The organism is Marinobacter alkalisoli (genome assembly GCF_045449795.1).
Lineage (GTDB): Bacteria > Pseudomonadota > Gammaproteobacteria > Pseudomonadales > Oleiphilaceae > Marinobacter.
In genome coordinates, this window is sequence record NZ_JBJJLB010000042.1 from 49,868 (window position 1) to 74,149 (window position 24,282).

A 24,282-nucleotide genomic window follows, 5' to 3' on the forward strand; every position below is an offset into this window, starting at 1 on the left:
CCCCGAATTCAAGGGAGGGCGAACTATACAGCAGTCCACCCGACCAGACAACTCTCCCGCCCTACAAACTCAGGCGCGGGAATTCTCGACAACCACCGCAAGCTCTTCTGCTACGCGGGTGATTTCTGCGGCATTCTGACCTTCGGCCATCACCCGGATCAACGGCTCGGTGCCAGAAGCTCTCAGCAGAACGCGACCGGCAGCCCCAAGGTCAGCCTCGGCCTTTTGCACGGCAGCGGCGACATCTTCCCGTGCCAGGGGATCAAAACGCTGATCCACCCGCACATTGATCATCTTCTGGGGCAGCTTGGTCATACCCTGACGGAGCTCGGACAAAGCCTTGCCGGAACGGCGAACAGCCAGCAGCACCTGAAGCGCCGAGACAATGCCGTCACCGGTGGACGTACAATCTCTTATCACCATATGCCCTGAACTCTCGCCGCCAAGCAGCCAGCCCTTTTGGAGGAGGCGCTCCATGACGTAGCGATCCCCTACCTTGGCCCGCTCAAATGCGATGCCTTGCTCCTTCAACGCCAACTCTACCCCCAGATTGGTCATCAACGTACCAACCACGCCACCCTGGAGGGTTCCCGCCGCATGCCGCTGGGAGGCGATAACATAGAGCAACTCGTCCCCATCGACCTCGGAACCGTCACGATCAACCATCAGCACCCGGTCGCCGTCACCGTCGAAGGCAATCCCGAGATCCGCCTTCCTGTCCAGAACCGCTTGCTTCAGAGCTTCCAGATGGGTAGATCCGACGCCCTTGTTAATATTGAGACCATCGGGATCAGCACCAATGACCGAGACCCTGGCACCAAGTTCACGAAACACCTTGGGAGCAACATGGTAGGTTGCGCCGTGGGCGCAATCCAGTACTACATTGAGCCCCTCAAGGGTGAATTCATTGGGCACCGTGCTTTTACAGAACTCCACGTAGCGCCCCGGCGCATCATCCACACGGAACGCCTTGCCCAGGTCTGCGGCATCGCACACCCTGATCGGTTCATCCATCCAGCGCTCAATTTCCGCTTCCAGTGCGTCATCGAGCTTGGTGCCGTTGGCAGAGAAAAACTTGATGCCATTGTCATGGTGGGGGTTGTGGGAGGCACTGATAACGATACCCGCAGACGCGCGAAAAGTCCGGGTCAGGTAGGCGATAGCGGGCGTAGGCATCGGCCCCAGCAACTTGACATCAACACCGGCGGCGGACAAACCCGCCTCCAGCGCGGATTCAAACATATACCCGGACAATCGCGTATCCTTGCCTATCAGCACGCTGTTCCGCTGCCCTGCCCGCTTGAACGCCTGGCCGGCAGCCCACCCGAGATGCAACATGAATTCGGGGGTAATCGGGGCATCCCCCACACAGCCACGAATTCCATCCGTGCCAAAATATTTTCTGTCGGTCATCGACCAGCCTCCTTCATGGCCGTCACTACCCTGACGGCGTCCGCGGTTTCCCAGACATCGTGGGCGCGGATAATGGATGCGCCCTTCATGGCGGATATTGTCGCGGCAGCAAGACTTGCCGGCAACCGCTCATTCACTTCGCGACCAGTAATATGGCCCAGCATGCTTTTTCGGGACACACCCACCAGCAAGGGATGCCCGAGAATATGAAGCTGCTCCAGAGAGTTCAGCAACTGCAGATTGTGCTCAAGCGTTTTCCCGAACCCAAAGCCGGGATCAAGAATAATGTTGTCTGGCCGCACTCCCGCCGCCTCTGCCACGCCCATTCGCTCCGTCAGGAACGAACTGACCTCCCGGCGCACATTACGGTACTCGGGGTTGTCCTGCATGGAATCAGGCTCACCCTGGATATGCATGATACAAACCGGAATACCCGCTGCGGCGGCCACTTCCGGCGCGCCATCGCGCTGCAGTGCCCGCACATCATTGATCAGGCCAGCGCCCAACTTGGCGGCTTCAGCCATGACCTCAGGGGCGGAGGTGTCCACCGAGATAACGGTATCCAGCTCCCGGGCAATCGCCTCCACCACGGGGCAGACCCGGTCCAGCTCTTCAGCCACCGATACTTCGGTTGCCCCAGGCCGGGTCGATTCCCCACCAACATCGATAAAAGCCGCGCCATCAGCCACCATCTGACGGGCGCGGGCGAGCGCGGCGTCCGGTCGATTAAAGCGCCCACCATCGGAAAAGGAATCCGGCGTAACGTTAAGAACACCCATGACATGGCAGCGGGACATATCCAACACCCGGCCGGCGAAATTCATTTCCATAGGTCATCCATTCAAGCAGCACACAAAAACAAACGCCGCCCGAAAGGGGCGGCGTCGTCAGATAAAACAGACTGTTATCAGGTTAGCCGCCGTCAGTGTTCGCCGGCGGGGCGACCGACACCCGGCTGCTTCCCGTCATCCGAGCCTTTCGACGCAGGCGCCGACTCTGGCTCGTCAGAGGACACACCACCGGTCGGACCGCTGTCTCCCCAACCTTTCGGCGGACGAGGCTCCCGACCTTCCATGATGTCGTCAATCTGATACCGGTCAATGGTTTCGTACTTCATCAACGCATCGGCCATCAGGTCCAGCTTGTCGCGGTTTTCAACCAGTAGCTGCTTCGCCTTCTCGTAGCACTCATCAATGATGTTGCGAACTTCCTCATCGATGCGTTGCGCCGTTTCAGGCGAGTAAACCGTCTGAGCCTGGCCCGCAGAACGGCCAAGGAACGGCTCTTCGGAGTCAGTATCATACTGCAGAGGCCCCAGCTTCTCGGACAGACCCCAGCGGGTGACCATGTTACGAGCCAGGCTGGTCGCACGCTCGATGTCGTTAGAGGCGCCGGTGGTCACGCCATCGAAACCAAGCGTCAGCTCTTCGGCAATACGACCACCGAACAGGCTGCAAATAGAGCTGATCAGAAAACGCTTGCTGTGACTGTACTTGTCCTCTTCCGGCAGGAACATGGTGACGCCCAGGGCGCGACCACGGGGAATAATGCTCACCTTGTAGACCGGGTCGTGCTCCGGCATCAGGCGCCCGACAATCGCATGTCCGGACTCATGGTAAGCCGTATTCCGCTTTTCCTTTTCACTCATCACCATGGACTTACGCTCGGCGCCCATCATGATTTTGTCCTTGGCGAGTTCAAACTCCTCCATGGACACCAGGCGCTGATTACGGCGCGCTGCAAACAAAGCAGCCTCGTTCACCAGGTTGGCCAGATCGGCACCGGAGAATCCAGGGGTACCACGGGCAATCAGAATCGGTTCCACACCGTCCGCCAGCGGTACTTTTTTCATATGCACCTTGAGGATCTGCTCACGGCCGATGATATCCGGCAGACCGACCACAACCTGACGGTCAAAACGGCCCGGGCGCAACAGCGCGGGATCAAGCACATCCGGGCGGTTGGTCGCGGCAATGACGATAACGCCTTCATTGCCCTCAAAGCCGTCCATTTCCACCAGTAACTGGTTCAGGGTCTGCTCGCGCTCGTCGTGACCGCCGCCCATACCAGCGCCACGGTGACGACCGACCGCATCGATCTCGTCGATGAAGATAATGCAGGGGCTCTGCTTCTTGGCCTGCTCGAACATGTCACGGACACGGGACGCACCCACACCCACGAACATTTCCACAAAGTCGGAACCAGAGATGGAGAAGAACGGCACCTTGGCCTCACCGGCGATGGCCTTGGCCAGCAATGTCTTACCGGTACCCGGCTGTCCAACCATCAGCACACCCTTGGGAATACTGCCGCCCAGGCGCTGGAATTTGCTTGGATCCCGCAGGAAGTCCACCAACTCCTTGACGTCTTCCTTGGCCTCATCAACACCGGCCACATCACCAAAGGTGGTCTTGATCTGATCCTCGCTCATCAGCCGAGCCTTGCTCTTGCCGAACGACATGGGGCCTTTGCCGCCACCACCGCCTTGCATCTGCCGCATGAAGAACACGAACAGCGCGATGATAATCAGAATGGGGAAGGCAGCGACCAGCAGCTGAGTCCAGAGGCTCTGGCGCTCCGGCTCCTTGCCGATAACTTCTACTTGATTTGCCAGCAGGTCATCCATCAACTTGTTGTCGGACACCTGGGGTCGGATAGTCTGGAACTGGGAGCCGTCTCCACGGGTACCCTGAATCTGCAAACCATCAATGGTGACCTGACGGACCTGTCCGTCCTGTACCATTTCGACAAACTGCGAATAATTGACCTGTTGTCCGCTGGTGGTGGGAGTAAAGTTCTGAAACACCATCAGCAGTACGGCGGCTATAATTAGCCAGAGAACCAGATTTTTTGCCATATCGTTCAAGGATCGTCACCTGTGAATTGAAAGGTTGACCGTCTTCAGGGAAACCTTTTTGAACACCTTACACCAATTGTACGCCGCTCCACCACAATCAGCCCATCCGTATCAGCCACAGAGTTCACCGGACACCCGGGCCAACGAGACTTCACGAATCAGCCTCTGAAGCCCTTGCAGACCTGATAGATCTCCCGGGATCTTGCCCTGGAGGAATCGGGCTTGCGACTTACAACCGTATTAAAGCTCTTCCGCATATCAGCCAGCAGCGCATCAAAACCCTCGCCCTGAAACACCTTGGCCACAAACACTCCCCCGGGCCGAAGCACCTGTTGAGCCATATCCAATGCCAGCTCAACCAACCCCATGGCCCTGGGAATATCAACGGCAGCCATACCACTCATATTGGGCGCCATATCGGAAATTACAACGTCTGCCTTTCGATCTCCCAGAATTCCCAACAATTCTTCCAGCACCGAATCCTCGGTGAAATCGCCCTGGACAAAGTCCACACCGGCGATCGGATTCATCGGCAAAATATCGCTGGCCACCACAATACCCTTATCCCCGACACGCTCCATCGCCACCTGGGACCAGCCACCCGGGGCTGCACCCAGGTCCACAACGACCTGACCAGGTCGGAACAGCCGGTCCTTGTCGTCCAGCTCAATCAGCTTATAGCTGGCACGGGAACGATAGCCATCTTCCTGGGACTTTTTGACCCAGACATCATCGAAATGTTCCTTGAGCCAGCGATCACTGGTTTTTGAACGGGCCAAAACAAACCTCCGGAATAAAACAGCAGCAGATGCGCAACGGAACGTCCTGGTACGTGGTAATGGTCATTTCTCCGCCGTTCCGATCTGTTACAATCCGCCGATTATACGATTTTGGCGGCCATTACGCCGCTGACGTTTTGTTAATTGCATCCATTAAGAGATTACATCATGAGCCTTTCACCGGAACAGCGCCGGGAGTACCGGGGCATCGCCCACAACCTGAAGCCCGTCATCATCGTTGGCGACAAAGGCCTGTCCGAGGGGCTCCAGGAAGAGCTTGAGCGAGCCCTGAACGACCACGAGCTGATCAAGGTCAAGATTGCCAGCCCCGACCGGGAAGTACGCCAGGAAGCCATTACCCAACTGTGCAAGGACTCCGGAGCCGAACTGGTCCAGACCATTGGCAAGATCGCGGTCATCCTGCGCCGCGCCAAAAAGCCCAACCCCAAGCTGTCCAACCTGCTTCGCAACAAAAGCTGAGCACACGGAAGCAACAAAAAAGCCGGCAACGAACACTCGCTGCCGGCTTTTTTCATGGATGGAGCCTCAGATGTGCTCTACGTCCTCGATTTCATACTCCACAGTGCCAGACGGCACGCGAATGGCGACAACGTCACCCTCGCTCTTACCAATCAGCGCCCGCGCAATCGGTGAGGAGATCGAGATCTTGCCAGCCTTGATATCGGCTTCGTCTTCGCCACAGATCTGGTAAACCACCTGCTCGTCGGTGTCGACATTCAGCAAATGCACCGTCACGCCGAAGATCACCTTACCGGTATTCTCGATGGTGTTGACGTCAATTACCTGGGCCGCGGACAACTTGCCCTCAATCTCCTGGATCCGACCCTCGATAAAGCTCTGCTGCTCCCGGGCAGCGTGGTATTCCGCGTTTTCCTTAAGATCGCCATGCTCACGGGCATCGGAGATGGCAGCAATCACCCTCGGGCGATCTTCGGACTTCAGCTTCTGAAGCTCCTCGCGGAGGCGGGTTTCACCCGCCTTTGTCATGGGTACTCTGTCAGCCATAATCTTACTTTCCTGCGTGTAGATCCTGAAGGCGGCGAACGGTGCGCTCGGGGCCAAACTTGATGGCCCGACAGAATGCTTCGCCACCCGCCAGAGTCGTTGTATAGGTTACCTTGGACTGCAAGGCGGACTGGCGAATCTGCGCCGAGTCGGAAATGGCCTTGCGCCCTTCGGTGGTGTTAATGATCAGTTGAACCTTGCCGTTCTTGATGGCATCCACAATATGCGGACGGCCTTCACGGACCTTGTTCACCCGCTCGACCTCGATACCCGCCTCTTTCAGGGCTTTTGCGGTACCAGTGGTAGCAATGAGCTTGAAGCCGGCATCCACCAGATCCTGTGCAACCTCGGCAGCTCCGGGCTTGTCCACATCCCGCACGGACATAAAGGCAGTACCCTGGTCCGGCAGGCGCTCGCCAATCGCCAGCGCAGCCTTGGCGAACGCTTCGTCAAAGCTGTCACCGATACCCATCACTTCACCGGTCGATTTCATTTCCGGGCCGAGGATCGGGTCCACCGCCGGGAATTTATTGAACGGGAACACGGATTCCTTCACGGCGTAATAGGTCGGCACAATCTCCTGAGTAAAGCCAAGTTCCGCCAGGGATTTACCAGCCATGACCCGTGCGGCCACTTTCGCCAATGACACACCAATCGCCTTGGACACGAACGGCACGGTGCGGGACGCCCGCGGGTTGACCTCGATCACGTAGATCTTGCCGTCCTGCCAGGCCAGCTGGACGTTCATCAGACCCACAACATCAAGCTCAATTGCCATCTTGCGGACGGCTTCGCGCATTTCGTCCTGCACGTCTTTTGGCAGGGTATACGGCGGCAGCGAACAAGCGGAATCACCGGAGTGAACCCCGGCCTGCTCAATGTGCTGCATGATACCGCCAATCACCACTTCCTTGCCGTCGGAGATGGCATCAATATCCACCTCAATGGCGGCATTCAGGAAGTGATCCAGCAGTACCGGGCTGTCATTGGAAACCAGAACCGCACTGCGCATATAGCGCACCAGCTCGTCCTCGTCATAGACGATTTCCATCGCCCGGCCACCCAGCACGTAGGACGGACGCACCACCAGCGGATAGCCAATTTCACGGGCTGCCAGGATACCTTCCTCGTGGCTGCGCACGGTGGCGTTCTCGGGCTGCAACAGCCCAAGGCGACCAATCATCTGTTGGAAACGCTCACGGTCCTCGGCGCGGTCAATGGCATCCGGGCTGGTGCCGATGATCGGCACGCCAGCCGCTTCCAGACCGCGGGCCAGTTTCAGCGGCGTCTGCCCGCCGTACTGGACGATCACACCCCTGGGCTTCTCGACGTTGATGATTTCCAGCACGTCTTCCAGGGTGATCGGTTCGAAATACAGGCGATCAGAGGTGTCGTAATCCGTTGACACCGTCTCCGGGTTACAGTTGATCATGATGGTTTCATAGCCATCTTCACGCATGGCCAGGGCCGCGTGAACACAACAGTAATCAAACTCGATACCCTGACCAATACGGTTCGGCCCGCCGCCAATGACCACGATTTTATCGCGATCGGAGGCGTCCGCCTCGCACTCTTCCTCATAGGTGGAGTACATATAGGCGGTATCAGACGCGAACTCGGCGGCACAGGTATCCACCCGCTTGTAGACCGGGCGGATATTGAGATCGTGGCGCAGCTTGCGCAGGCTGACCTCGGAAATGCCCAGCAGCTTGGCCAGACGGGCATCGGAGAAGCCCTTGCGCTTGAGGCGGAACAGAGTATCGCGGTCGATATCGGCCTTGCCGGCGGATTTCAGCGCCTGCTCTTCGCGGATCAGGTCTTCAATCTGTACCAGATACCAGGGGTCGACGTGGGTATTGTTGAATACGTCCTCGACCGTCATACCGCACCGGAAAGCGTCGCCGATGTACCAGAGACGCTCCGCGCCAGGCACATTCAGCTCCTGCGTCAGGGTTTCCTGTCCGTCGGTCGTCGCACAATCCACTTTCTCCTCAAAACCTTCAGAGCCTACCTCCAGGCCACGCATGGCTTTCTGCAGGGACTCTTGGAAGGTGCGACCAATCGCCATGACCTCGCCCACAGACTTCATCTGGGTGGTCAGGCGCGCGTCGGCCTGGGGGAACTTCTCGAAGGTGAACCGCGGAATCTTGGTGACCACATAGTCGATGCTGGGCTCGAAGGACGCTGGCGTGACGCCACCGGTGATTTCATTGCGCAGCTCGTCCAGGGTGTAACCAATGGCCAGCTTGGCCGCGACCTTGGCAATCGGGAAGCCGGTGGCTTTCGATGCCAGTGCGGACGAACGGGACACCCGCGGGTTCATCTCGATCACCACCATGCGGCCGGTATCCGGGTTGATACCGAACTGCACGTTGGACCCGCCGGTTTCCACACCGATTTCACGCAGTACCGCCAGCGAGGCGTTCCGCATGATCTGGTATTCCTTGTCGGTCAGGGTCTGGGCCGGCGCCACGGTGATGGAGTCACCGGTGTGTACCCCCATGGCATCGAAGTTCTCGATGGCACAGACGATGATGCAGTTGTCGTTCTTGTCGCGGACAACTTCCATCTCGTATTCTTTCCAGCCGATCAGTGACTCGTCGATCAGCAGCTCGTTGGTCGGGGACAGATCCAGACCACGGGTACAGATTTCCTCGAACTCATCGCGGTTGTAGGCGATGCCGCCGCCGGAGCCACCCATGGTGAAGGACGGACGGATAATGCACGGAAAACCGATATCATCAGCCACTTCCCAGGCTTCCGCCATGGAATGGGCGATGGTGGCGCGCGGACACTCCAGACCGATCTTCTTCATGGCCTTATCGAAGCGGTCGCGGTCTTCGGCCTTGTCGATGGTGTCAGCGTTGGCGCCGATCATCTCCACGCCGTGCTTTTCCAGCACGCCGTGCTTCTCCAGATCCAGCGCACAGTTCAGCGCGGTCTGGCCACCCATGGTGGGCAGAAGAGCATCCGGCTTTTCCTTCTCGATGATCTTTTCGACGGTCTTCCAGGTAATCGGCTCGATATAGGTGGCATCGGCCATTACCGGATCGGTCATGATCGTTGCCGGGTTGGAGTTAACCAGGATGACCCGGTAACCCTCTTCCCGCAGGGCCTTGCAGGCCTGGGCTCCGGAGTAGTCAAACTCGCACGCCTGACCGATCACAATGGGGCCGGCGCCCAGGATCAGAATACTTTTAATGTCGGTACGTTTTGGCATCTCTTGGTAAACCTGTCAGCAACTTAAAAATTCTTGCATCGCAATTTGCGGCGCCCGTTTCACTCAGGAAGCGTTAACCGGGAACAAACCCGGAAGCTTATCGGGCTTCCATCAACCGGATAAATTCATCAAACAGCGGCGCCACGTCATGGGGGCCGGGGCTGGCTTCCGGATGGCCCTGGAAGCTGAAGGCCGGCTTGTCGGTACGGCGAATGCCCTGCAGGGAATCGTCAAACAGGGATTTATGGGTCGCCTCCAGGTTCTCCGGCAGGCTGGCCTCATCCACGGCGAACCCGTGGTTCTGGCTGGTGATCATCACCGTGCCGTCTTTCAGGTTCTGGACCGGGTGGTTGGCACCGTGGTGGCCATGCCCCATCTTGATCGACCGGGCGCCGCTGGCCAGGGCCAGCAACTGATGGCCAAGGCAGATACCGAAGACCGGAATCTCGGTTTCCAGCACTTCGCGGATCGCGGTGATGGCGTAGTCGCAGGGCTCGGGATCACCGGGGCCGTTGGACAGAAAAATGCCGTCCGGATTCATCGCCAACACTTCGGAGGCCGGAGTCTGCGCCGGTACCACGGTGATGTCACAGCCTCGCGCCGCCAGCATGCGCAGGATGTTCAGTTTGACGCCATAGTCCCATGCCACCACTTTGAAGCGGGATTCAGTGCGCTCACCGTAACCTTCTCCCAGAGTCCATTCGCTCTGGCTCCAGGTCCAGGTTTTGCCGGAGGTGACTTCTTTCGCCAGGTCCATGCCTTTCAGGCCCGGGAAGGCGTTAGCCAGCTCCAGCGCCCGATCAGCGGTCGCACCTTCACCGGCCACTACCGCGCCGTTCTGGGAGCCCTTGTCGCGGAGGATCCGGGTCAGACGGCGGGTATCGATGTCTGCAATGCCCACGATATTGTTTGTTCGCAGGTACTCGTCGAGGGTGCCGGTGCTGCGCCAGTTGCTCGCGATCAGGGGAAGATCACGGATGATCAGGCCCGCGGCCTGGACGCGGTCTGACTCTACGTCTTCTTCGTTCACACCGGTGCTGCCGATGTGCGGGTAGGTCAGTGTGACAATCTGGCGAGAATAGGACGGATCGGTCAGGATTTCCTGGTAACCGGTCATGGCGGTGTTAAACACCACTTCGCCGCTGGTTTCTCCCTCAGCGCCAATGGCGGTGCCGTAAAACAGGCTTCCGTCTGCGAGTGCAAGGATTGCAGGTGTGCTCAAGGCTTGTATCCTCATCGAGTGGCGTATAAGTTCGTCACGAACAGGAACGCAAGCGCAAATTCAGGTCGCAAAAAAGCGAGAGGGAGTCTCAACTCCGTCCCGCTTTTTTGTTTCCCCGGGAACGTTTTCGGTTCCCTGACATTTTCAAAGCTACGCTTGGTGCAGTTAAACCGCCTTATTGTAAAAAATATGGCGCTTTATGTCCATCTGAAATCTGCCTCGTAATCCGACAACCCAATCCTCACTTCAACCCCAAAACATCCTGCATATCATAAAGCCCTGCCGGCTTGCCCTGCAGCCACAACGCCGCCCGCATGGCACCCTTGGCAAAGGTCATGCGACTGCTGGCCTTGTGGGTTACCTCGATACGCTCACCTTCGGTGGCAAACAAGACAGTATGATCACCGACCACATCGCCGGCGCGGATGGTTTCAAAGCCAATCTCCTTGCGGGTGCGCTCGCCGGTAAAGCCTTCGCGGCCATACACCGCGCATTCCTTCAGGTCACGGCCGAGGGCATCGGCAACCACTTCGCCCATACGCAGCGCCGTGCCTGACGGCGCATCTTTCTTGTGGCGGTGGTGGGCTTCGATGATTTCCACGTCGTAGTCATCACCCAGCGCTGCCGCGGCGGTGCGCAGCAGGTTGAGGGCCACGTTGACACCAACACTCATGTTGGGCGCAAACACCACGGGAGTGGACTCGGCAACCACGGCCAGCTGCTCTTTTTCAGCATCCGTCATACCGGTGGTGCCGATCACGATCATCTTGCCGTTGGCTTTGCAGAACTCGGCATTTTCCAGGGTCAGGTCCGGGAAGGTGAAGTCGACAAGCACATCAAAGTCGCCCTTCACGTCCGCCAGACTGCCAGCCAGGGTCACGCCGGTTTTGCCAATGCCACTCAGTTCTCCGGCATCCGCACCGATCAGCGAGCTGCCCGGCTCGACGACGGCTGCGCCGAGCTCCAGGCCTTCGGTGCCCTCAACGGCTTCGATCAGAACCTTGCCCATGCGCCCGGCGGCGCCGATGATTGCTACCCTCATGTCATCTGTCCTCAGAATTTCATTTCATCAAAGAAACTTTTCACACCCTCAAACCAGGAGGTTTTCTTCGGAGCATGATGAGTGCCGTTGGTGCCGTCCAGAGTTTGCTGAAATTCTTCCAGCAGCTCTTGCTGACGCTTGGTCAGGTTGACCGGGGTTTCCACGATCGCGCGGCAGAGCAAATCACCTGCCGGACCGCCACGAACCGGGCTGACGCCCTTGTTGCGCAGACGGAAAAGTTTTCCGGTCTGGGTTTCCGGCGGAATCTTGAGCTTCACGCGGCCATCCAGCGTCGGCACTTCCAGCTCTCCACCGAGGGTAGCATCCACGATGCTGATGGGCACTTCGCAATACAGGTTGCGGCCATCACGGGTGAAGATGGAGTGCTCGCGAACGGCAATTTGCACATACAGGTCGCCAGGGGGACCACCATCAATGCCCATTTCACCTTCGCCAGAGAGGCGAATGCGGTCGCCGGTATCCACGCCGGGCGGAACCTTGACGGAAAGGGTCTTCTCTTCCTGCACCCTGCCCTGACCATGACAGGCCTTACAGGGGTTCTTGATGACCTGGCCCGAACCACGACAAGTGGGACACGCCTGCTGCACCGTGAAGAAACCCTGCTGCATGCGAACCTGCCCCATACCGTTACAGGTGCCACAAGCTTCCGGGCGGGAACCTTTTTCCGCACCGCTGCCATCGCAGGTATCGCACTCTCTGTGGCCCGGGATGCGGATCTGGACGGTCTTGCCTTTGACCGCTTCTTCCAGATCCAGCTCCAGGGTGTAACGAAGGTCGGAGCCACGGGTATTGCGGCCACGGCCTCCGCCACCGAAGATATCCCCGAATACGTCACCAAAGATATCGGAGAAGCTGGCGCCGCCGCCTCCGAATCCACCGCCGGCCTGGCCATCAACGCCCGCGTGACCGAACTGGTCATAGGCGGCCCGTTTGGATTGGTCCGCCAGTATTTCGTAGGCTTCGCTGGCCTCTTTGAACTTGTTCTCGGCGTCAGTGTCGTCCGGGTTACGGTCGGGGTGATACTTCATTGCGAGCTTGCGGTAAGCCCGCTTGACTTCCTTCTCGTCCGCATCCCGGGAAATCCCGAGAATTTCGTAATAATCGCGCTTGGCCATGCTTTAAAACCCTGTTTTTAAAACGCGGAAAACGCGGGAGAACCCCCGCGTTTTCCAACTGCCTGATGTACGTCAGAATTTACCGCTTGTCGTCGTCTTTGACTTCTTCGAACTCAGCGTCGACTGCGTCGTCAGAAGACTGGGCCTGGGCACCTTCTTCCCCGCCAGCCTGCTGCGCCTGATCAGCCTGATCTGCGTACATTTTCTGAGCCAGCTCGGAAGACACTTCCGTCAGCTTCTGGGTCTTGGCCTCAATGTCCTCTTTATCGGAACCGGCCAGTGCTTCTTCCAGCTCCTTGATAGAGGCCTCGATGGACTCTTTCTCACTGTCGCTGACCTTGTCACCGGCATCGGTCAGGGTCTTGCGAACAGCGTGCACCATCGCGTCACCCTGGTTACGAACCTGCACCAGCTCTTCGAACTTGCGGTCTTCCTCGGCGTTGGCCTCGGCATCGCGCACCATCTTCTCGATTTCGTCATCGTTCAGACCGGAAGAGGCCTTGATCACGATGGACTGCTCTTTACCGGTCGCCTTGTCCTTCGCGGACACGTTCAGGATACCGTTGGCGTCGATATCGAAGGTTACTTCGATCTGCGGCACACCGCGCGGCGCCGGCGGAATGTCGGCCAGGTCGAAACGACCCAGGGACTTGTTCTGCTGCGCCTGCTTGCGCTCACCCTGAACCACGTGGATGGTCACTGCAGTCTGGTTGTCATCCGCGGTGGAGAAGGTCTGCGACTTCTTGGTCGGGATGGTGGTGTTCTTGTCGATCAACGGTGTAGCCACACCGCCCATGGTTTCAATACCCAGGGTCAGCGGCGTCACGTCCAGCAGCAGAACATCTTTCACATCACCGGACAGCACGGCAGCCTGGATAGCAGCACCCATGGCAACGGCTTCATCCGGGTTAACGTCCTTACGGGCTTCCTTACCGAAGAAGTTCTTCACCTTTTCCTGAACCAGCGGCATGCGGGTCTGACCACCAACCAGGATCACCTCGTCGATTTCGCCAACCTTGACACCGGAATCGTCCAGCGCGGTGCGGCACGGCGCGAGACTGCGCTCGATCAGCTCTTCCACCAGGGATTCCAGCTTGGCACGGGTGACCTTTACGTTCATGTGCTTGGGACCGCTGGCGTCCGCCGTTACGTACGGCAGGTTGACGTCGGTCTGCTGGCTGCTGGACAGCTCGATCTTGGCTTTCTCGGCGGCCTCTTTCAGGCGCTGCATGGCCAGCGAGTCGCCGCGCAGGTCGATACCGCTGTCTTTCTTGAACTGATCGGCAAGGTATTCGATCAGCTTCATGTCGAAGTCTTCACCACCCAGGAAGGTGTCACCGTTGGTGGCCAGCACTTCGAACTGGTGCTCACCGTCCACGTCGGCAATCTCGATGATGGAAATATCGAAGGTACCACCACCCAGGTCGTACACAGCCACGGTACGGTCACCGCTCTTCTTGTCCAGGCCATAGGCCAGGGCCGCAGCGGTCGGCTCGTTGATGATCCGCTTCACGTCCAGACCGGCGATCTTGCCGGCGTCCTTGGTGGCCTGACGCTGGCTGTCGTTGAAGTAGGCCGGTACGGTGATAACCGCTTCAGTCACTTTCTCGCCCAGGTAGTCCTCGGCGGTCTTCTTCATCTTCTTGATGACTTCCGCAGACACCTGCGGGGGCGCCATCTTTTCACCCTTTACTTCCACCCAGGCATCGCCATTGTCAGCCTTGGTGATCTTGTAGGGCACCATCTTGATATCTTTCTGAACCACATCGTCTTCAAAACGACGACCGATCAGACGCTTGATGGCGTACAGGGTGTTGTTCGGGTTGGTGACCGCCTGACGCTTGGCAGACTGACCTACCAGGGTCTCACCGTCTTCGGTGTACGCGATGATCGACGGGGTGGTGCGATCACCCTCAGCGTTCTCGATAACCTTGACCTTGTCACCATCCATGATGGCAACACAGGAGTTCGTGGTTCCCAGGTCGATACCAATAATCTTGCTCATTGATTCACTCCAATTCGTTTGTTCGATCCGATTGCGACATCGCCAATCCGATGTCAGCCAAAACTGTTTCGGGCTGTCAGCCCCGGCAATTCATTCCGGCGCCGCCTGTTTACTGCCTATATTGGCGCCTTAATTCACTTTTCAAGCCTGTTCATCGATTTTTGGTGCGTCCTCGGCCTTGGCCACCACCACCATCGCGGGCCGAACCAGGCGCTCGTTCAGGGTGTACCCCTTTTGCACAACCGCAACGACGCTGTTCGGCTCGGCGTCCGGCGCCGGCACCATGGACATGGCTTCGTGAAGTTGTGGGTCGAACGGCTCGCCGACCGGGTTGACCTGCTCCACGTTGAATTTCCCGAGGCTATTCATGAACAGATTCAAAGTCATTTCCACGCCTTCGCGGATAGACGCCACCAACTCACCAGAGGCTTCCTGACCTTCTATGCTCTCAACCGCCTTTTCCAGACTGTCTGCAACCGGGAGCAGTTCCTTCACGAACTTTTCCAGCGCAAATTTGTGGGCTTTCTCCACATCCAGCTCGGCACGGCGACGAACGTTCTGCATTTCAGCCTGGGCCCGCAGCGCCTGCTCCTGATACTCCTTAACCTGAGCCTGCAAGGCTTCGGTTTCAGAGGGCTCGCCAGCTGAATCACCTTCAGCGTCTTCCGCCGCTTCGGCCTCGGCAGCTTTCAGCTCTTCCTCAACCTGCTCGTTACGATTCTCGTCAGCACTCATGGCTACTCCTGGTCATTCATCCGCGACCGCAAACACGGTCGGTTATACATGTCATCCGGCCACGCCGGGCCGGATTAAAGAGGGTTGCGAACGAATATGGGGCCCGTTGCGTCGGTTTCAACCTTAACGAATGCATTTATGCGCAATTTCACACCTCTGAATTTGCAAACTGGAAAAACCCTGTATATATTCACAGTCACTGTATGTAACCACAGTATTTTCCAGAGCGGAGGTCACCAGCATGCTCACACAGCTCACCGTTTCCAATTACGCCATCGCAGAAAGGGTCGAACTTCAGTTCAGTAAGGGCATGACCGCCCTGACCGGGGAAACCGGCGCCGGCAAGTCCATTGTACTGGACGCCCTGGGGCTGGCGATGGGCGGGCGCGCCGATGCAGGCGCCGTGCGCCACGGTGCGAAGCGGGCCGACATCACCGCCTCCTTCGATGTGTCCCGCATCGACGAGGCCCGGAACTGGCTGGAGCAGCACGAGCTGGACGACGAACATGACTGTATCCTGCGACGGGTGATCAGCAAGGACGGACGTTCACGGGCTTACATCAATGGCCAGCCCTGCCCCCTGGCGCACCTGAAAGACCTGGGCAGCCTGCTGATGGATATCCACAGCCAGCACCAGCACCAGTCCCTGCTTCGCAAGGAAACCCATCGCAAACTGCTGGATGAATACGCCGGTGTGGAAACCCTCGCGGCCGATACCCGCGATGCCTGGAAGACCTGGAACAAGACCCGCCAGCGCCTGACCGAACGCCAGCAAAACGCCGACGAGGCCGAAGCCCGGCTGCAGTTGCTCCGCTATCAGGTGGAGGAACTGGACCGCATGGCGCTGGAAGAAGGCGAACAGGAAAGCCTGGAGCAGGAACAGGAACAACTGAGCCACGCCGACACCGTACTTCAGAACAGCCAGCAGGCCGCCCTGCTCTGCACGGAAGAAGACAATAGCGCTGCAGATCTGGTTCGCCAGGCGCTGCAGCAACTGGAACACCTGCCCACCGAAGTGCCCGCTCTGGCGGACACCATTCAGATGCTGAATGAGGCACAGATCCAGATCAGCGAAGCCGGGGACAACCTGCGCCGCTTTGTCGAGGATTACGAGGCCGACCCGGCACGGCTGACCGAGGTGGAAGAGCGCCTGAGCGCCATCTACCAGATGGCCAGAAAGCACCGCATCACACCGGAAGAACTTCCGGAACTGCACCAGCGCCTGAGCGCCGAACTGGCCTCCCTGGATGACGGCGAAGGCAGCGTTGAGCAGCTGGAAGTCGAGCTGGAAGGCCAGCGCAACCGCTTCAACGAACTGGCCGGCCAGCTATCGGAGGCTCGCCAGCAGGCGGCCGCCAACCTCGACCAGAGGATCGCCGAGGAACTGGCACAACTCAGCATGCCGGCCGTGCAGTTTGTCACCCACTTGAACCGCAACGATGCCGGTGAGCCTGCCCCCCACGGACTCGAAGACGTGGAGTTCCTGGTCAGCGCCAATCCGGGCCAACCGGCACGCCCGCTGGCCAAAGTCGCCTCCGGCGGCGAACTGTCACGCATCAGCCTGGCCATTCAGGTAGTGGTCGCGCAAACCTCAACCACACCTACCCTGGTCTTTGACGAAGTGGATGTTGGCATCGGCGGTGGCACGGCGGAAGTGGTCGGGCGGTTGCTGAGAACCCTGGGCAACGATGGCCAGGTCATGTGCGTAACCCATTTGCCACAAGTTGCAGCCCAATGCCATCAGCACCTGTTCGTCAGCAAGTTTACCGAACAGGACGCGACCTTCTCGAAAATTGAAACACTGGACGATCACGGACGGATCAGCGAAGTGGCAAGAATGCTTGGCGGTGTCGACATGACTGAGCACACCATTGCCCATGCCAAAGAAATGTTCACCAAGGGGCAGGCAACCCACCACTGAGCGACAGAGCACATTCCCCTCTCGACCCTGAGAGCTATTAGGGCGGGTTAACACCCGCCCCTTTTTTGTTCGGTTATTGCGATTACGGAAAGAAAGTTACTTGCCGATCGGCTTGACGTAGAGAATCAGGCTGTGATCAATGATCTCAAAGCCACGCTCTTCAGCAATTTTCTTCTGGCGTTCTTCGATAATGGGATCGCAGAACTCAATGACCTCACCGGTTTGCGTGCAAACCATATGGTCGTGGTGATCATCACCGGCCATTTCGAACACTGCGTGCCCACCTTCAAAGTTGTGGCGAAGCACCAGTCCGGCGGCCTCAAACTGGGTCAGAACCCGGTAAACGGTCGCCAGACCCACGTCATCCCCTTGCTCCAGAAGCTTCTTGTACACATCCTCTGCGCTGAGGTGGTGTTCCTCGGAGTTTTCCAGAATGTTGAAAATCTTTACTCTCGGCAGAGTAACTTTCAGACCGACTTTTCGTAATTCGGCGTTTTCAGATGACATGTTACTATTCACTCGTTGGTGTGCCCCACGGCTTCCGGTATGATGAAGCCGCATTTATACGGTTAGACCGTGTCACACCTGCCCTTGGCAGGCGATTTCAAGATAGAGGATTTCCCCCGGCGATGCAAAAGCTCACAGCTCTCATTCTCACTCTCATCCTGTCTGGTTGTGCTTTTCCCGGCGTTTACAAGATCAACGTCCAGCAAGGCAACATCCTGACCGACGAGGAGCTGACATCACTGACTGAAGGCATGTCCCGCAGCCAGGTGCAATCTGTCCTGGGCAACCCCCTGATGGTCAACCCGGTTGATCCTTCCCGGGAGTACTACATCTACACCTTCCAGCGCCGCGGCGGTGACATCGAAGAGCAACGCGTCATCGTCTATTACGACAATGACCAGTACACCCACTACGAAGCACAGTTACTGGAAGAAACACCGGCCTACTAAGGCCGTTCAGGATTTCTTCTTCGCCCGGTTGAGCCGGGCCTGCTTGGGATCAATCTTCAGCGGCCGGTACAGCTCAACCCGGTCGCCCTCCCGCAGCTCATGTGCGGCGGGTGACTTGATGGCCTTTCCAAAGATTCCCATGTCATTGCTTTCAGGATCAACCTCAGGGAAGACCGCCACGATGCCTGACTGTTTGACAGCTTCCAGCGCGGTGGTTCCATCCGGCACCTCCAGGCTGATGATCTCCTGTTTGTCCGGGCGGGCATAGGCGACCTCCACACGAATCATTCCACCACTCCTGCATAGACCATATCCGCACGCCGGCAGAACGCATCCACCATGGTGTTGGCGGCCTGACTGAACACCGGGCCAAACGTCATGCGGGACAGCGACCCGGAGAATTCAAACTCCAACGTCAGAATCACCTTGCAGGCATTGTCATCCAACGCCCTGAAATGCCAGCGACCGGTGAGATCACGAAACGGCCCATCCACCAGGCTCATTTCGATGGTGTCCGGATGGAACAGCTGGTTACGGGTGGTCAGACGCTGGCGAATACCACCCTTGGCTACGTCCAGGGAGGCGGTAATCTGCTCTTCGTCCCGGTCATGGATCTCCGCACCGGCACACCAGGGCAGAAACTCGGGGTAACGGGCAATGTCGTTGACCAGATGGAACATGCGCTCGGCGGAGTGCATGACCAGGGCTGTCTTGTCGATCTGATGAGGCATTGGAACCGGTTGTCCTGCTATCAATCATGCTTTGAAATCGCTGCCCCGGACGCTGTCACGCGGCAGCCGTATTCAGACGCTATGATAAAGGATATTGTCCTGTTTTGGGGCTTTTTCGGGGAACTGATCACCCCCGGCATCGTCGTCGTGCCTGGCGGGACGCGCCTCACCGCTGCTGGAGGCCGGCTGTGCAGGCTCACTCTGCTGCGGGGCATCGGCTTGCTGGCTCTTGGTGTCCGGCGCTTTGCCAGGGGTGGCAACCACGGGGCTGAGCTGACGGCACCACCTTGCCTTCTCGCCGCTGTCACACAGGTTGTCCAGCGAGAACAGCGTGTAGGATATCCCGATAAATGCCACCACAACCGGCAACACCAGGCGCATTACCCAGTACCAGCTACGGCTGAACAACCAGGGCGTGTTCCCCAGAATGCGGAACGACAGCGAACGGGTCAGGCACCATCCGGTGAACAACGCGATCAGGATTGCCACCAACGGAATCAACAGCCCGCCAGTGATCAGCTCCAGCCAGCGGAACAGCGTTCCCCCCGCAAGCTGGACATCGGCCCAGATGTTGAAAGACAGCAACGTACCCAGCCCGGCAAACCACACCAGCGCACCCATGATAAAGGCCGACCAGCCACGGGGCGAGCCAGTCCACTCCCGGAACCAGCCAATCACCGGCTCCAGCAACGCCAGAGAGGTTGTCCACACCACCAGCACCACCAGCAGGAACGCCGCCGCAATAATGAACTGGCTCCCCGGTAACGGGGCCAGCGCAACCGGCAGGGAAACAAACAACAGGCTGAAGCCGCGCTCGCCATCAAAGCTACTGCCCACCGTCGCCGTTGCGAAAATCAGCACGCCAGCCAGAATGGCAATCAGGGTATCCATCAACACCACCGCCAGCACCGAGCGCTTCAACCTGACCCCGACCGGCGTGTAGGCGCCGAAGATGGACCACACCCCCATACCCAGCCCGAGCGTAAAGAAAGCATGGAACAGCGCCGCCTTGAGGCTGCCGAAACCCACGTCTTCCGGCCGGAACTCGAGAACCGTGGTAACCGCTCCCTCCAGACGACCATGCCACCCGGCCAAGGCAAACAGCGCCAGCAATAACAGCAGGGAAGCCGGCACCAATGCCCGAAAAACACGCTCCAGGCCTTTGACCACGCCCTGGATGGACACCCAGACGACCAGCACCATAAAAAACAGGTGCCACGCCATGAACATTCTGTAGTCGCGGGTATCCGATACCAGGTCCGCCAGCACAGCGGTCGCCTCCGCCTGCCCCGCTCCGCTGAACACCCCGAGCGCGCCAAAAAACACATAGGCCAGTGCAATGGAGCCAAACACCGCGGTATAGGAAAGCACCAGGAAGGCTGCGATTATGCTGAGGCGCCCGGCATACATCCACCAGCGCGAGCAACGCGCACTGCGTATGTAGCCGTCCAACGCCAGCACAATGCCGTGCCGGGAGTGGCGCCCCATGGCGGATTCGGTCACCATCAGCGGCAACGTCACCAGTAACAGGCAGACAAGGTACAGCAGGATGAACAGCCCGCCGCCATGCTGGCCCGCCAGATATGGGAACTGCCACAGGTTGGCAAGCCCCACGGTGGCACCGACTGCGGCCCAGAAAAACGTCGATTTACGGGTCCAGGACCCGATGGGAGTCTCGTATGGTGCAGGCATTCAGCATTCCGACAGAGTTGAACCGCCCATTGTAGCGGATGATTCCGCCCTGCTACGACTACCAACCGGGTCTATCACGCTGATTTCGTGACCGGTCTGGCACTCCTGGGCTACAATGCGCGCTTTCCCGGCGTGTATTATTCCCGGCAAATTCTTTATCCGAACCCGGATTATCGATTCATGAGCAAAAAGAAAACCGGACCCCAGAGCAGTACCATTGCTCTGAACAAGAAGGCAAAACACGAATATCACATCGAAGAGCGCTTCGAGGCAGGCCTGGCCCTCCTGGGCTGGGAAGTGAAATCCCTGCGTGCCGGCAAGGCACAGCTGACGGACGCCTACGTGCTGCTCAAGAATGGCGAGGCGTGGCTGCTGGGCTCGCACTTTACCCCGCTGATTACCGCGTCCACTCACGTCATTGCGGACCCTACGCGTACCCGTAAGCTACTGCTGCACGCCAAGGAAATCGCCAAGATTGTTGGCAAGGTCAACCAGAGCGGCTACACCTGCATTCCCCTGGCCCTGTACTGGAAACAGAACAAGGTGAAATGCGAAATCGCCCTGGTGAAAGGCAAGAAGCTGTTCGACAAGCGCGCCACCGAGAAAGAGCGCGACTGGAACCGCCAGAAGCAGCGCATCTTGCGCGACGCCAACATCTGACTCCGGATGCGGCAAATCTGTGTCGCATCCGCACTCACTTTTACCTTTCACCCGATCGGCCTATACTCTTGGGTCCAATCGCCGATATGCCACAGGTCCGTGGCGAAGTTGTCCGTTCGGCAAATGGATTGCATCCTGAACGGAGGCCTCATGTCCCAGAGTAAAACCACCATGTCAGCCGTGGACAAATCCTGGCTGCGCATGGACAGTCCCGCAAACCCGATGATGATTTCAACGGTCCTGATCTTTGATCAGCCGATCTCCCTCAAGCGCCTGAAACGCACCCTGCACGAACGCTTCCTGTGTTTTCGCCGCTTTCGCCAGCGCGTTGTCCAGGAGGGGGAGCGGGTGTACTGGCAGGACGACCCATTGTTCGATATCGACAACCACATTCATCGCATCGCCCTGCCCGGCGACGGCAGCCAGGGCGAACTACAGGCACTGACCAGTGATCTGGCCAGCACAGCCATGGATCACCGACGCCCCCTCTGGCATATCCACTACATTGACGGTTACGAAGGCGGCTGCGCCCTGGTCGTCCGCATTCACCACTGCATTGCCGATGGCATTTCGCTGGTGCGGGTATTGCTCTCCCTGACCGACAACACACCGGAAGCCAAACTGAGCCGGATCGCTACGACTCACCCATCGACGGACAACTCAGTGGAGAGCAGTCTACGGCGTTTCAGCCAACGCGTGCTGGATAGCGGCCAGACCGCCCTGGAACAGGGCAAGCTCTTCCTGCACTCCATGCGGAAGGAGCCGGGCTACCCCGTCAAGATGGCCACGACAGCAGGCAACATTGCCATGGACCTGGTCAAACTGGGATTCGCCCGGTTCGAACCCAAAACCGGCTTACGCCCGCCCCTGAGTGGCCGCAAACAGGTGGCCTGGGCCGAGCCCCTGAGCCTTGCAGAAGTCAAACTCTGCGCCCGGGCGTTGCGGGGTACCGCCAATGACGTACTGCTTTGTGCGGCTACCGGTGCGCTGCAACGACACTTCCGGGAAATCGGGGAACACATCCCCGAGTGCGGCATTCGCGTTGCCGTGCCCTTTAACCTGCGCCCCCTGACGCAGCCCATCGAGACCCTCGGCAACCAGTTCGGGCTGGTACTGGTGTGCCTGCCGGTGGAGGTGAACTGCCCGCTTATGCGCTTCCGCCAGGTGCAGGAGAACATGAACCGCCTCAAACGTTCCTACCAGGCCCAGGTCACCTACAGCCTGCTGGACCTGTTTGGCCGCGGCCCCGATATCCTCGAGCGGCGGGCGCTGGCACTGCTGAGCAACAAGGCCTCCGCCGTGCTCACTAACGTGCCCGGCCCGAAAGAGGCGGTCTACCTGGCCGGCGCCAAACTCGTCCAGCCCATGTTCTGGGTGCCACAAAGCGGCAACATCGGTATTGGCATGAGCATTTTCAGCTACGCCGGCACCGTGCAGTTCGGCATCACCATCGACCGGGCCATCAACGCCGACCCGAACGCGGTGATGGGCTATTTCCGCGAGAGTTTTGCCGAGTTGAGAGACGTCGCCCTCCAGCGAAACGAGCACGCAACTGCGCAAACGGCCAGCTGATAGGTACAAATCCCCGGGCTGGCGGAAAAACTAAACAAGGAAGTCCTTGAAGTTGAAGGAACCGGCCACATATACTGTGGGCAAGGGGACGACATGGCTTCGACGCTGGTGGCGAACCCTTGGGTGCATGTCGAGATGGCAGCCAATCTCGTTAATCCAAAGCTGCAACGCAATAGTCGCAAACGACGAAAACTACGCACTAGCAGCGTAAGCTGCTAGTCGTCCTGACCGGGTCGCCCGTAGCCCGGAAGCAACATCTCAGGACGTCATCGCTTACGGGATGCTCCGTTATCCAGAGTTCACTGGCTAACGGCTAAGATCTAAAGAACTCGGTTCTTGCACCCTGGCTCTCGGGTCGCTTGAACTTAAATCAATAGAGAGACGCTAAACATGTAGACCTCAAGGCTGAGTACTGGCGGACGCGGGTTCAATTCCCGCCGTCTCCACCAAACTCTCCGAGAAAGCCCCTGATTTCAGGGGCTTTTTTTATGCCAGAACCAACCACACTTCCACACAAAGTAGCGCCCCATCCGCGTTCCGTGCACTCAAGCTAATTCCAGGCCCTTCACCTCCCGCGATGCCGATGGAGAATGATACTGTCTTCCGAGGCACCGGGATGGTAATTTTTAGTTTCCCAGGCAGATCATCAGCATCCGAATCAGCAGCAAGCGAGATACTCTGACTATGAAGGATGGCAACGACCCCACCACCATGAAGCAACTCCTTGACCGTATCCGGGCCTCCGGCGAAGGCGTGGAGCAGGTGTCGGTGGCGGAGATTCTGGAGGCGGTCGGGGAGCGGTCGTTCGGGCCGGTGGTGTTGCTGGCCGGGCTGATCACACTGGCGCCGCTGATCGGGGACATTCCCGGGGTGCCTACGCTGCTAGGCCTTGTGGTGGTATTAACATTGGGGCAACTGTTGTTCCAGCGACATTCGATCTGGCTGCCAAGCTGGATTTCCGGGCGGCAGGTACCCAGGGGCAAACTGGTGAAGGGCGTGGACTGGCTGCAGAAGCCGGCGCGGTTTCTGGATCGTGTAACCAAACCCCGGCTCACATGCTTAGTGAATGGCCCGGGATTCTATGTGATGGCAGTGATCTGCATAGCGGTGGCACTGGCCATGCCCGCTATGGAATTGGTCCCTTTCAGCGCCAATGGCGGCGGTGCAGCACTGACGGCCTTCGGGTTGGCGATTGTCGCCCGGGACGGACTAGTGGCGCTAATCGCGACAACAATCACCGGGCTGACTCTCTGGTTTATTGCCAGCAATTTGATCCTGTAGGCAGGCAGAGCACTTTGTCACTATCCACCCGCTT

At 58.5% G+C, this 24,282-nt stretch carries 21 protein-coding genes and 1 other RNA gene; 7 read left to right on the top strand and 15 right to left on the bottom strand.

Going from position 1 to position 24,282, the window contains the following annotated elements:
• Positions 1 to 69: 69 nt before the first annotated feature.
• The 4 genes from glmM to rlmE all read right to left on the bottom strand — a co-directional run bounded on the left by glmM (position 70) and on the right by rlmE (position 5,049).
• Positions 70 to 1,413 (bottom strand): phosphoglucosamine mutase, encoded by a 1,344-nt coding sequence (gene glmM / locus ACJO3M_RS17405; RefSeq protein WP_407002658.1) that lies wholly within the window; start codon positions 1,411 to 1,413, stop codon positions 70 to 72.
• Entirely contained in the window at positions 1,410 to 2,243 is an 834-nt protein-coding gene (folP, locus tag ACJO3M_RS17410) for a dihydropteroate synthase (RefSeq protein ID WP_407002659.1), read from the bottom strand. Before folP ends, glmM begins: the two co-directional genes overlap by 4 nt.
• A gap of 92 nt (positions 2,244 to 2,335) precedes the next feature.
• The gene (gene ftsH / locus ACJO3M_RS17415; protein ID WP_407002660.1) at positions 2,336 to 4,279 is read right to left on the bottom strand and encodes an ATP-dependent zinc metalloprotease FtsH; all 1,944 of its coding nucleotides are present in this window, start codon (positions 4,277 to 4,279) and stop codon (positions 2,336 to 2,338) included.
• A 149-nt stretch (positions 4,280 to 4,428) separates the two neighbouring features.
• The gene (gene rlmE, locus ACJO3M_RS17420) at positions 4,429 to 5,049 is read right to left on the bottom strand and encodes a 23S rRNA (uridine(2552)-2'-O)-methyltransferase RlmE (protein WP_297790788.1); all 621 of its coding nucleotides are present in this window, start codon (positions 5,047 to 5,049) and stop codon (positions 4,429 to 4,431) included.
• Between the two features lie 168 nt (positions 5,050 to 5,217).
• Between rlmE and yhbY the strand changes: the two genes are divergently transcribed.
• A complete protein-coding gene (gene yhbY, locus ACJO3M_RS17425) occupies positions 5,218 to 5,529 on the top strand; it encodes a ribosome assembly RNA-binding protein YhbY (RefSeq protein WP_407002661.1) in 312 nt (103 codons plus the stop codon).
• 66 nt (positions 5,530 to 5,595) lie between these two features.
• Here the strand turns inward: yhbY and greA are convergent, their stop codons facing one another.
• The 7 genes from greA to grpE form a co-directional block, all read right to left on the bottom strand.
• On the bottom strand, positions 5,596 to 6,075 hold the full coding sequence (greA, locus tag ACJO3M_RS17430; RefSeq protein WP_407002662.1) for a transcription elongation factor GreA: 480 nt from the start codon (positions 6,073 to 6,075) through the stop codon (positions 5,596 to 5,598).
• 4 nt (positions 6,076 to 6,079) lie between these two features.
• Positions 6,080 to 9,295, bottom strand: coding sequence for a carbamoyl-phosphate synthase large subunit (carB, locus tag ACJO3M_RS17435; RefSeq protein ID WP_407002663.1), 3,216 nt, complete (start codon positions 9,293 to 9,295; stop codon positions 6,080 to 6,082).
• A gap of 97 nt (positions 9,296 to 9,392) precedes the next feature.
• Entirely contained in the window at positions 9,393 to 10,517 is a 1,125-nt protein-coding gene (carA, locus tag ACJO3M_RS17440) for a glutamine-hydrolyzing carbamoyl-phosphate synthase small subunit (protein ID WP_407002664.1), read from the bottom strand.
• 241 nt (positions 10,518 to 10,758) lie between these two features.
• Entirely contained in the window at positions 10,759 to 11,559 is an 801-nt protein-coding gene (gene dapB / locus ACJO3M_RS17445) for a 4-hydroxy-tetrahydrodipicolinate reductase (protein WP_407002665.1), read from the bottom strand.
• 11 nt (positions 11,560 to 11,570) lie between these two features.
• Positions 11,571 to 12,695, bottom strand: coding sequence for a molecular chaperone DnaJ (gene dnaJ, locus ACJO3M_RS17450; protein WP_407002666.1), 1,125 nt, complete (start codon positions 12,693 to 12,695; stop codon positions 11,571 to 11,573).
• 79 nt (positions 12,696 to 12,774) lie between these two features.
• Entirely contained in the window at positions 12,775 to 14,700 is a 1,926-nt protein-coding gene (gene dnaK, locus ACJO3M_RS17455) for a molecular chaperone DnaK (protein WP_407002667.1), read from the bottom strand.
• 141 nt (positions 14,701 to 14,841) lie between these two features.
• On the bottom strand, positions 14,842 to 15,435 hold the full coding sequence (gene grpE / locus ACJO3M_RS17460) for a nucleotide exchange factor GrpE (RefSeq protein ID WP_407002668.1): 594 nt from the start codon (positions 15,433 to 15,435) through the stop codon (positions 14,842 to 14,844).
• Between the two features lie 241 nt (positions 15,436 to 15,676).
• Between grpE and recN the strand changes: the two genes are divergently transcribed.
• Entirely contained in the window at positions 15,677 to 17,356 is a 1,680-nt protein-coding gene (recN, locus tag ACJO3M_RS17465; RefSeq protein ID WP_407002669.1) for a DNA repair protein RecN, read from the top strand.
• Positions 17,357 to 17,452: 96 nt separating this feature from the next.
• Here the strand turns inward: recN and fur are convergent, their stop codons facing one another.
• The gene (gene fur, locus ACJO3M_RS17470; protein WP_407002670.1) at positions 17,453 to 17,863 is read right to left on the bottom strand and encodes a ferric iron uptake transcriptional regulator; all 411 of its coding nucleotides are present in this window, start codon (positions 17,861 to 17,863) and stop codon (positions 17,453 to 17,455) included.
• 122 nt (positions 17,864 to 17,985) lie between these two features.
• On the opposite strand from fur, the gene ACJO3M_RS17475 reads away from it, so the two are divergent.
• Positions 17,986 to 18,312, top strand: a complete 327-nt coding sequence (locus ACJO3M_RS17475) for an outer membrane protein assembly factor BamE (RefSeq protein WP_406987610.1) — start codon at positions 17,986 to 17,988, stop codon at positions 18,310 to 18,312.
• Between the two features lie 6 nt (positions 18,313 to 18,318).
• On the opposite strand, the gene ACJO3M_RS17480 is transcribed toward ACJO3M_RS17475, so the two are convergent.
• From ACJO3M_RS17480 to ACJO3M_RS17490, 3 genes are all read right to left on the bottom strand, one after another.
• A complete protein-coding gene (locus ACJO3M_RS17480) occupies positions 18,319 to 18,600 on the bottom strand; it encodes an RnfH family protein (RefSeq protein ID WP_407002671.1) in 282 nt (93 codons plus the stop codon).
• Positions 18,597 to 19,043 (bottom strand): type II toxin-antitoxin system RatA family toxin, encoded by a 447-nt coding sequence (locus ACJO3M_RS17485; protein ID WP_407002672.1) that lies wholly within the window; start codon positions 19,041 to 19,043, stop codon positions 18,597 to 18,599. Before ACJO3M_RS17485 ends, ACJO3M_RS17480 begins: the two co-directional genes overlap by 4 nt.
• A gap of 72 nt (positions 19,044 to 19,115) precedes the next feature.
• Positions 19,116 to 20,735 carry a sodium-dependent transporter gene (locus tag ACJO3M_RS17490; protein ID WP_407002673.1) on the bottom strand — a complete coding sequence of 540 codons (1,620 nt, stop codon included), beginning with the start codon at positions 20,733 to 20,735 and terminating at the stop codon, positions 19,116 to 19,118.
• Between the two features lie 180 nt (positions 20,736 to 20,915).
• Between ACJO3M_RS17490 and smpB the strand changes: the two genes are divergently transcribed.
• From smpB to ACJO3M_RS17510, 4 genes are all read left to right on the top strand, one after another.
• Positions 20,916 to 21,395, top strand: a complete 480-nt coding sequence (gene smpB / locus ACJO3M_RS17495; RefSeq protein WP_406987614.1) for an SsrA-binding protein SmpB — start codon at positions 20,916 to 20,918, stop codon at positions 21,393 to 21,395.
• Positions 21,396 to 21,545: 150 nt separating this feature from the next.
• The gene (locus tag ACJO3M_RS17500) at positions 21,546 to 22,967 is read left to right on the top strand and encodes a wax ester/triacylglycerol synthase family O-acyltransferase (protein ID WP_407002674.1); all 1,422 of its coding nucleotides are present in this window, start codon (positions 21,546 to 21,548) and stop codon (positions 22,965 to 22,967) included.
• Between the two features lie 84 nt (positions 22,968 to 23,051).
• Positions 23,052 to 23,416: a transfer-messenger RNA gene (gene ssrA, locus ACJO3M_RS17505) on the top strand.
• A gap of 235 nt (positions 23,417 to 23,651) precedes the next feature.
• Positions 23,652 to 24,248: an exopolysaccharide biosynthesis protein gene (locus ACJO3M_RS17510; RefSeq protein ID WP_407002675.1), complete on the top strand. Its 597-nt coding sequence runs from the start codon at positions 23,652 to 23,654 to the stop codon at positions 24,246 to 24,248.
• The last annotated feature ends 34 nt before the right edge of the window (positions 24,249 to 24,282 follow it).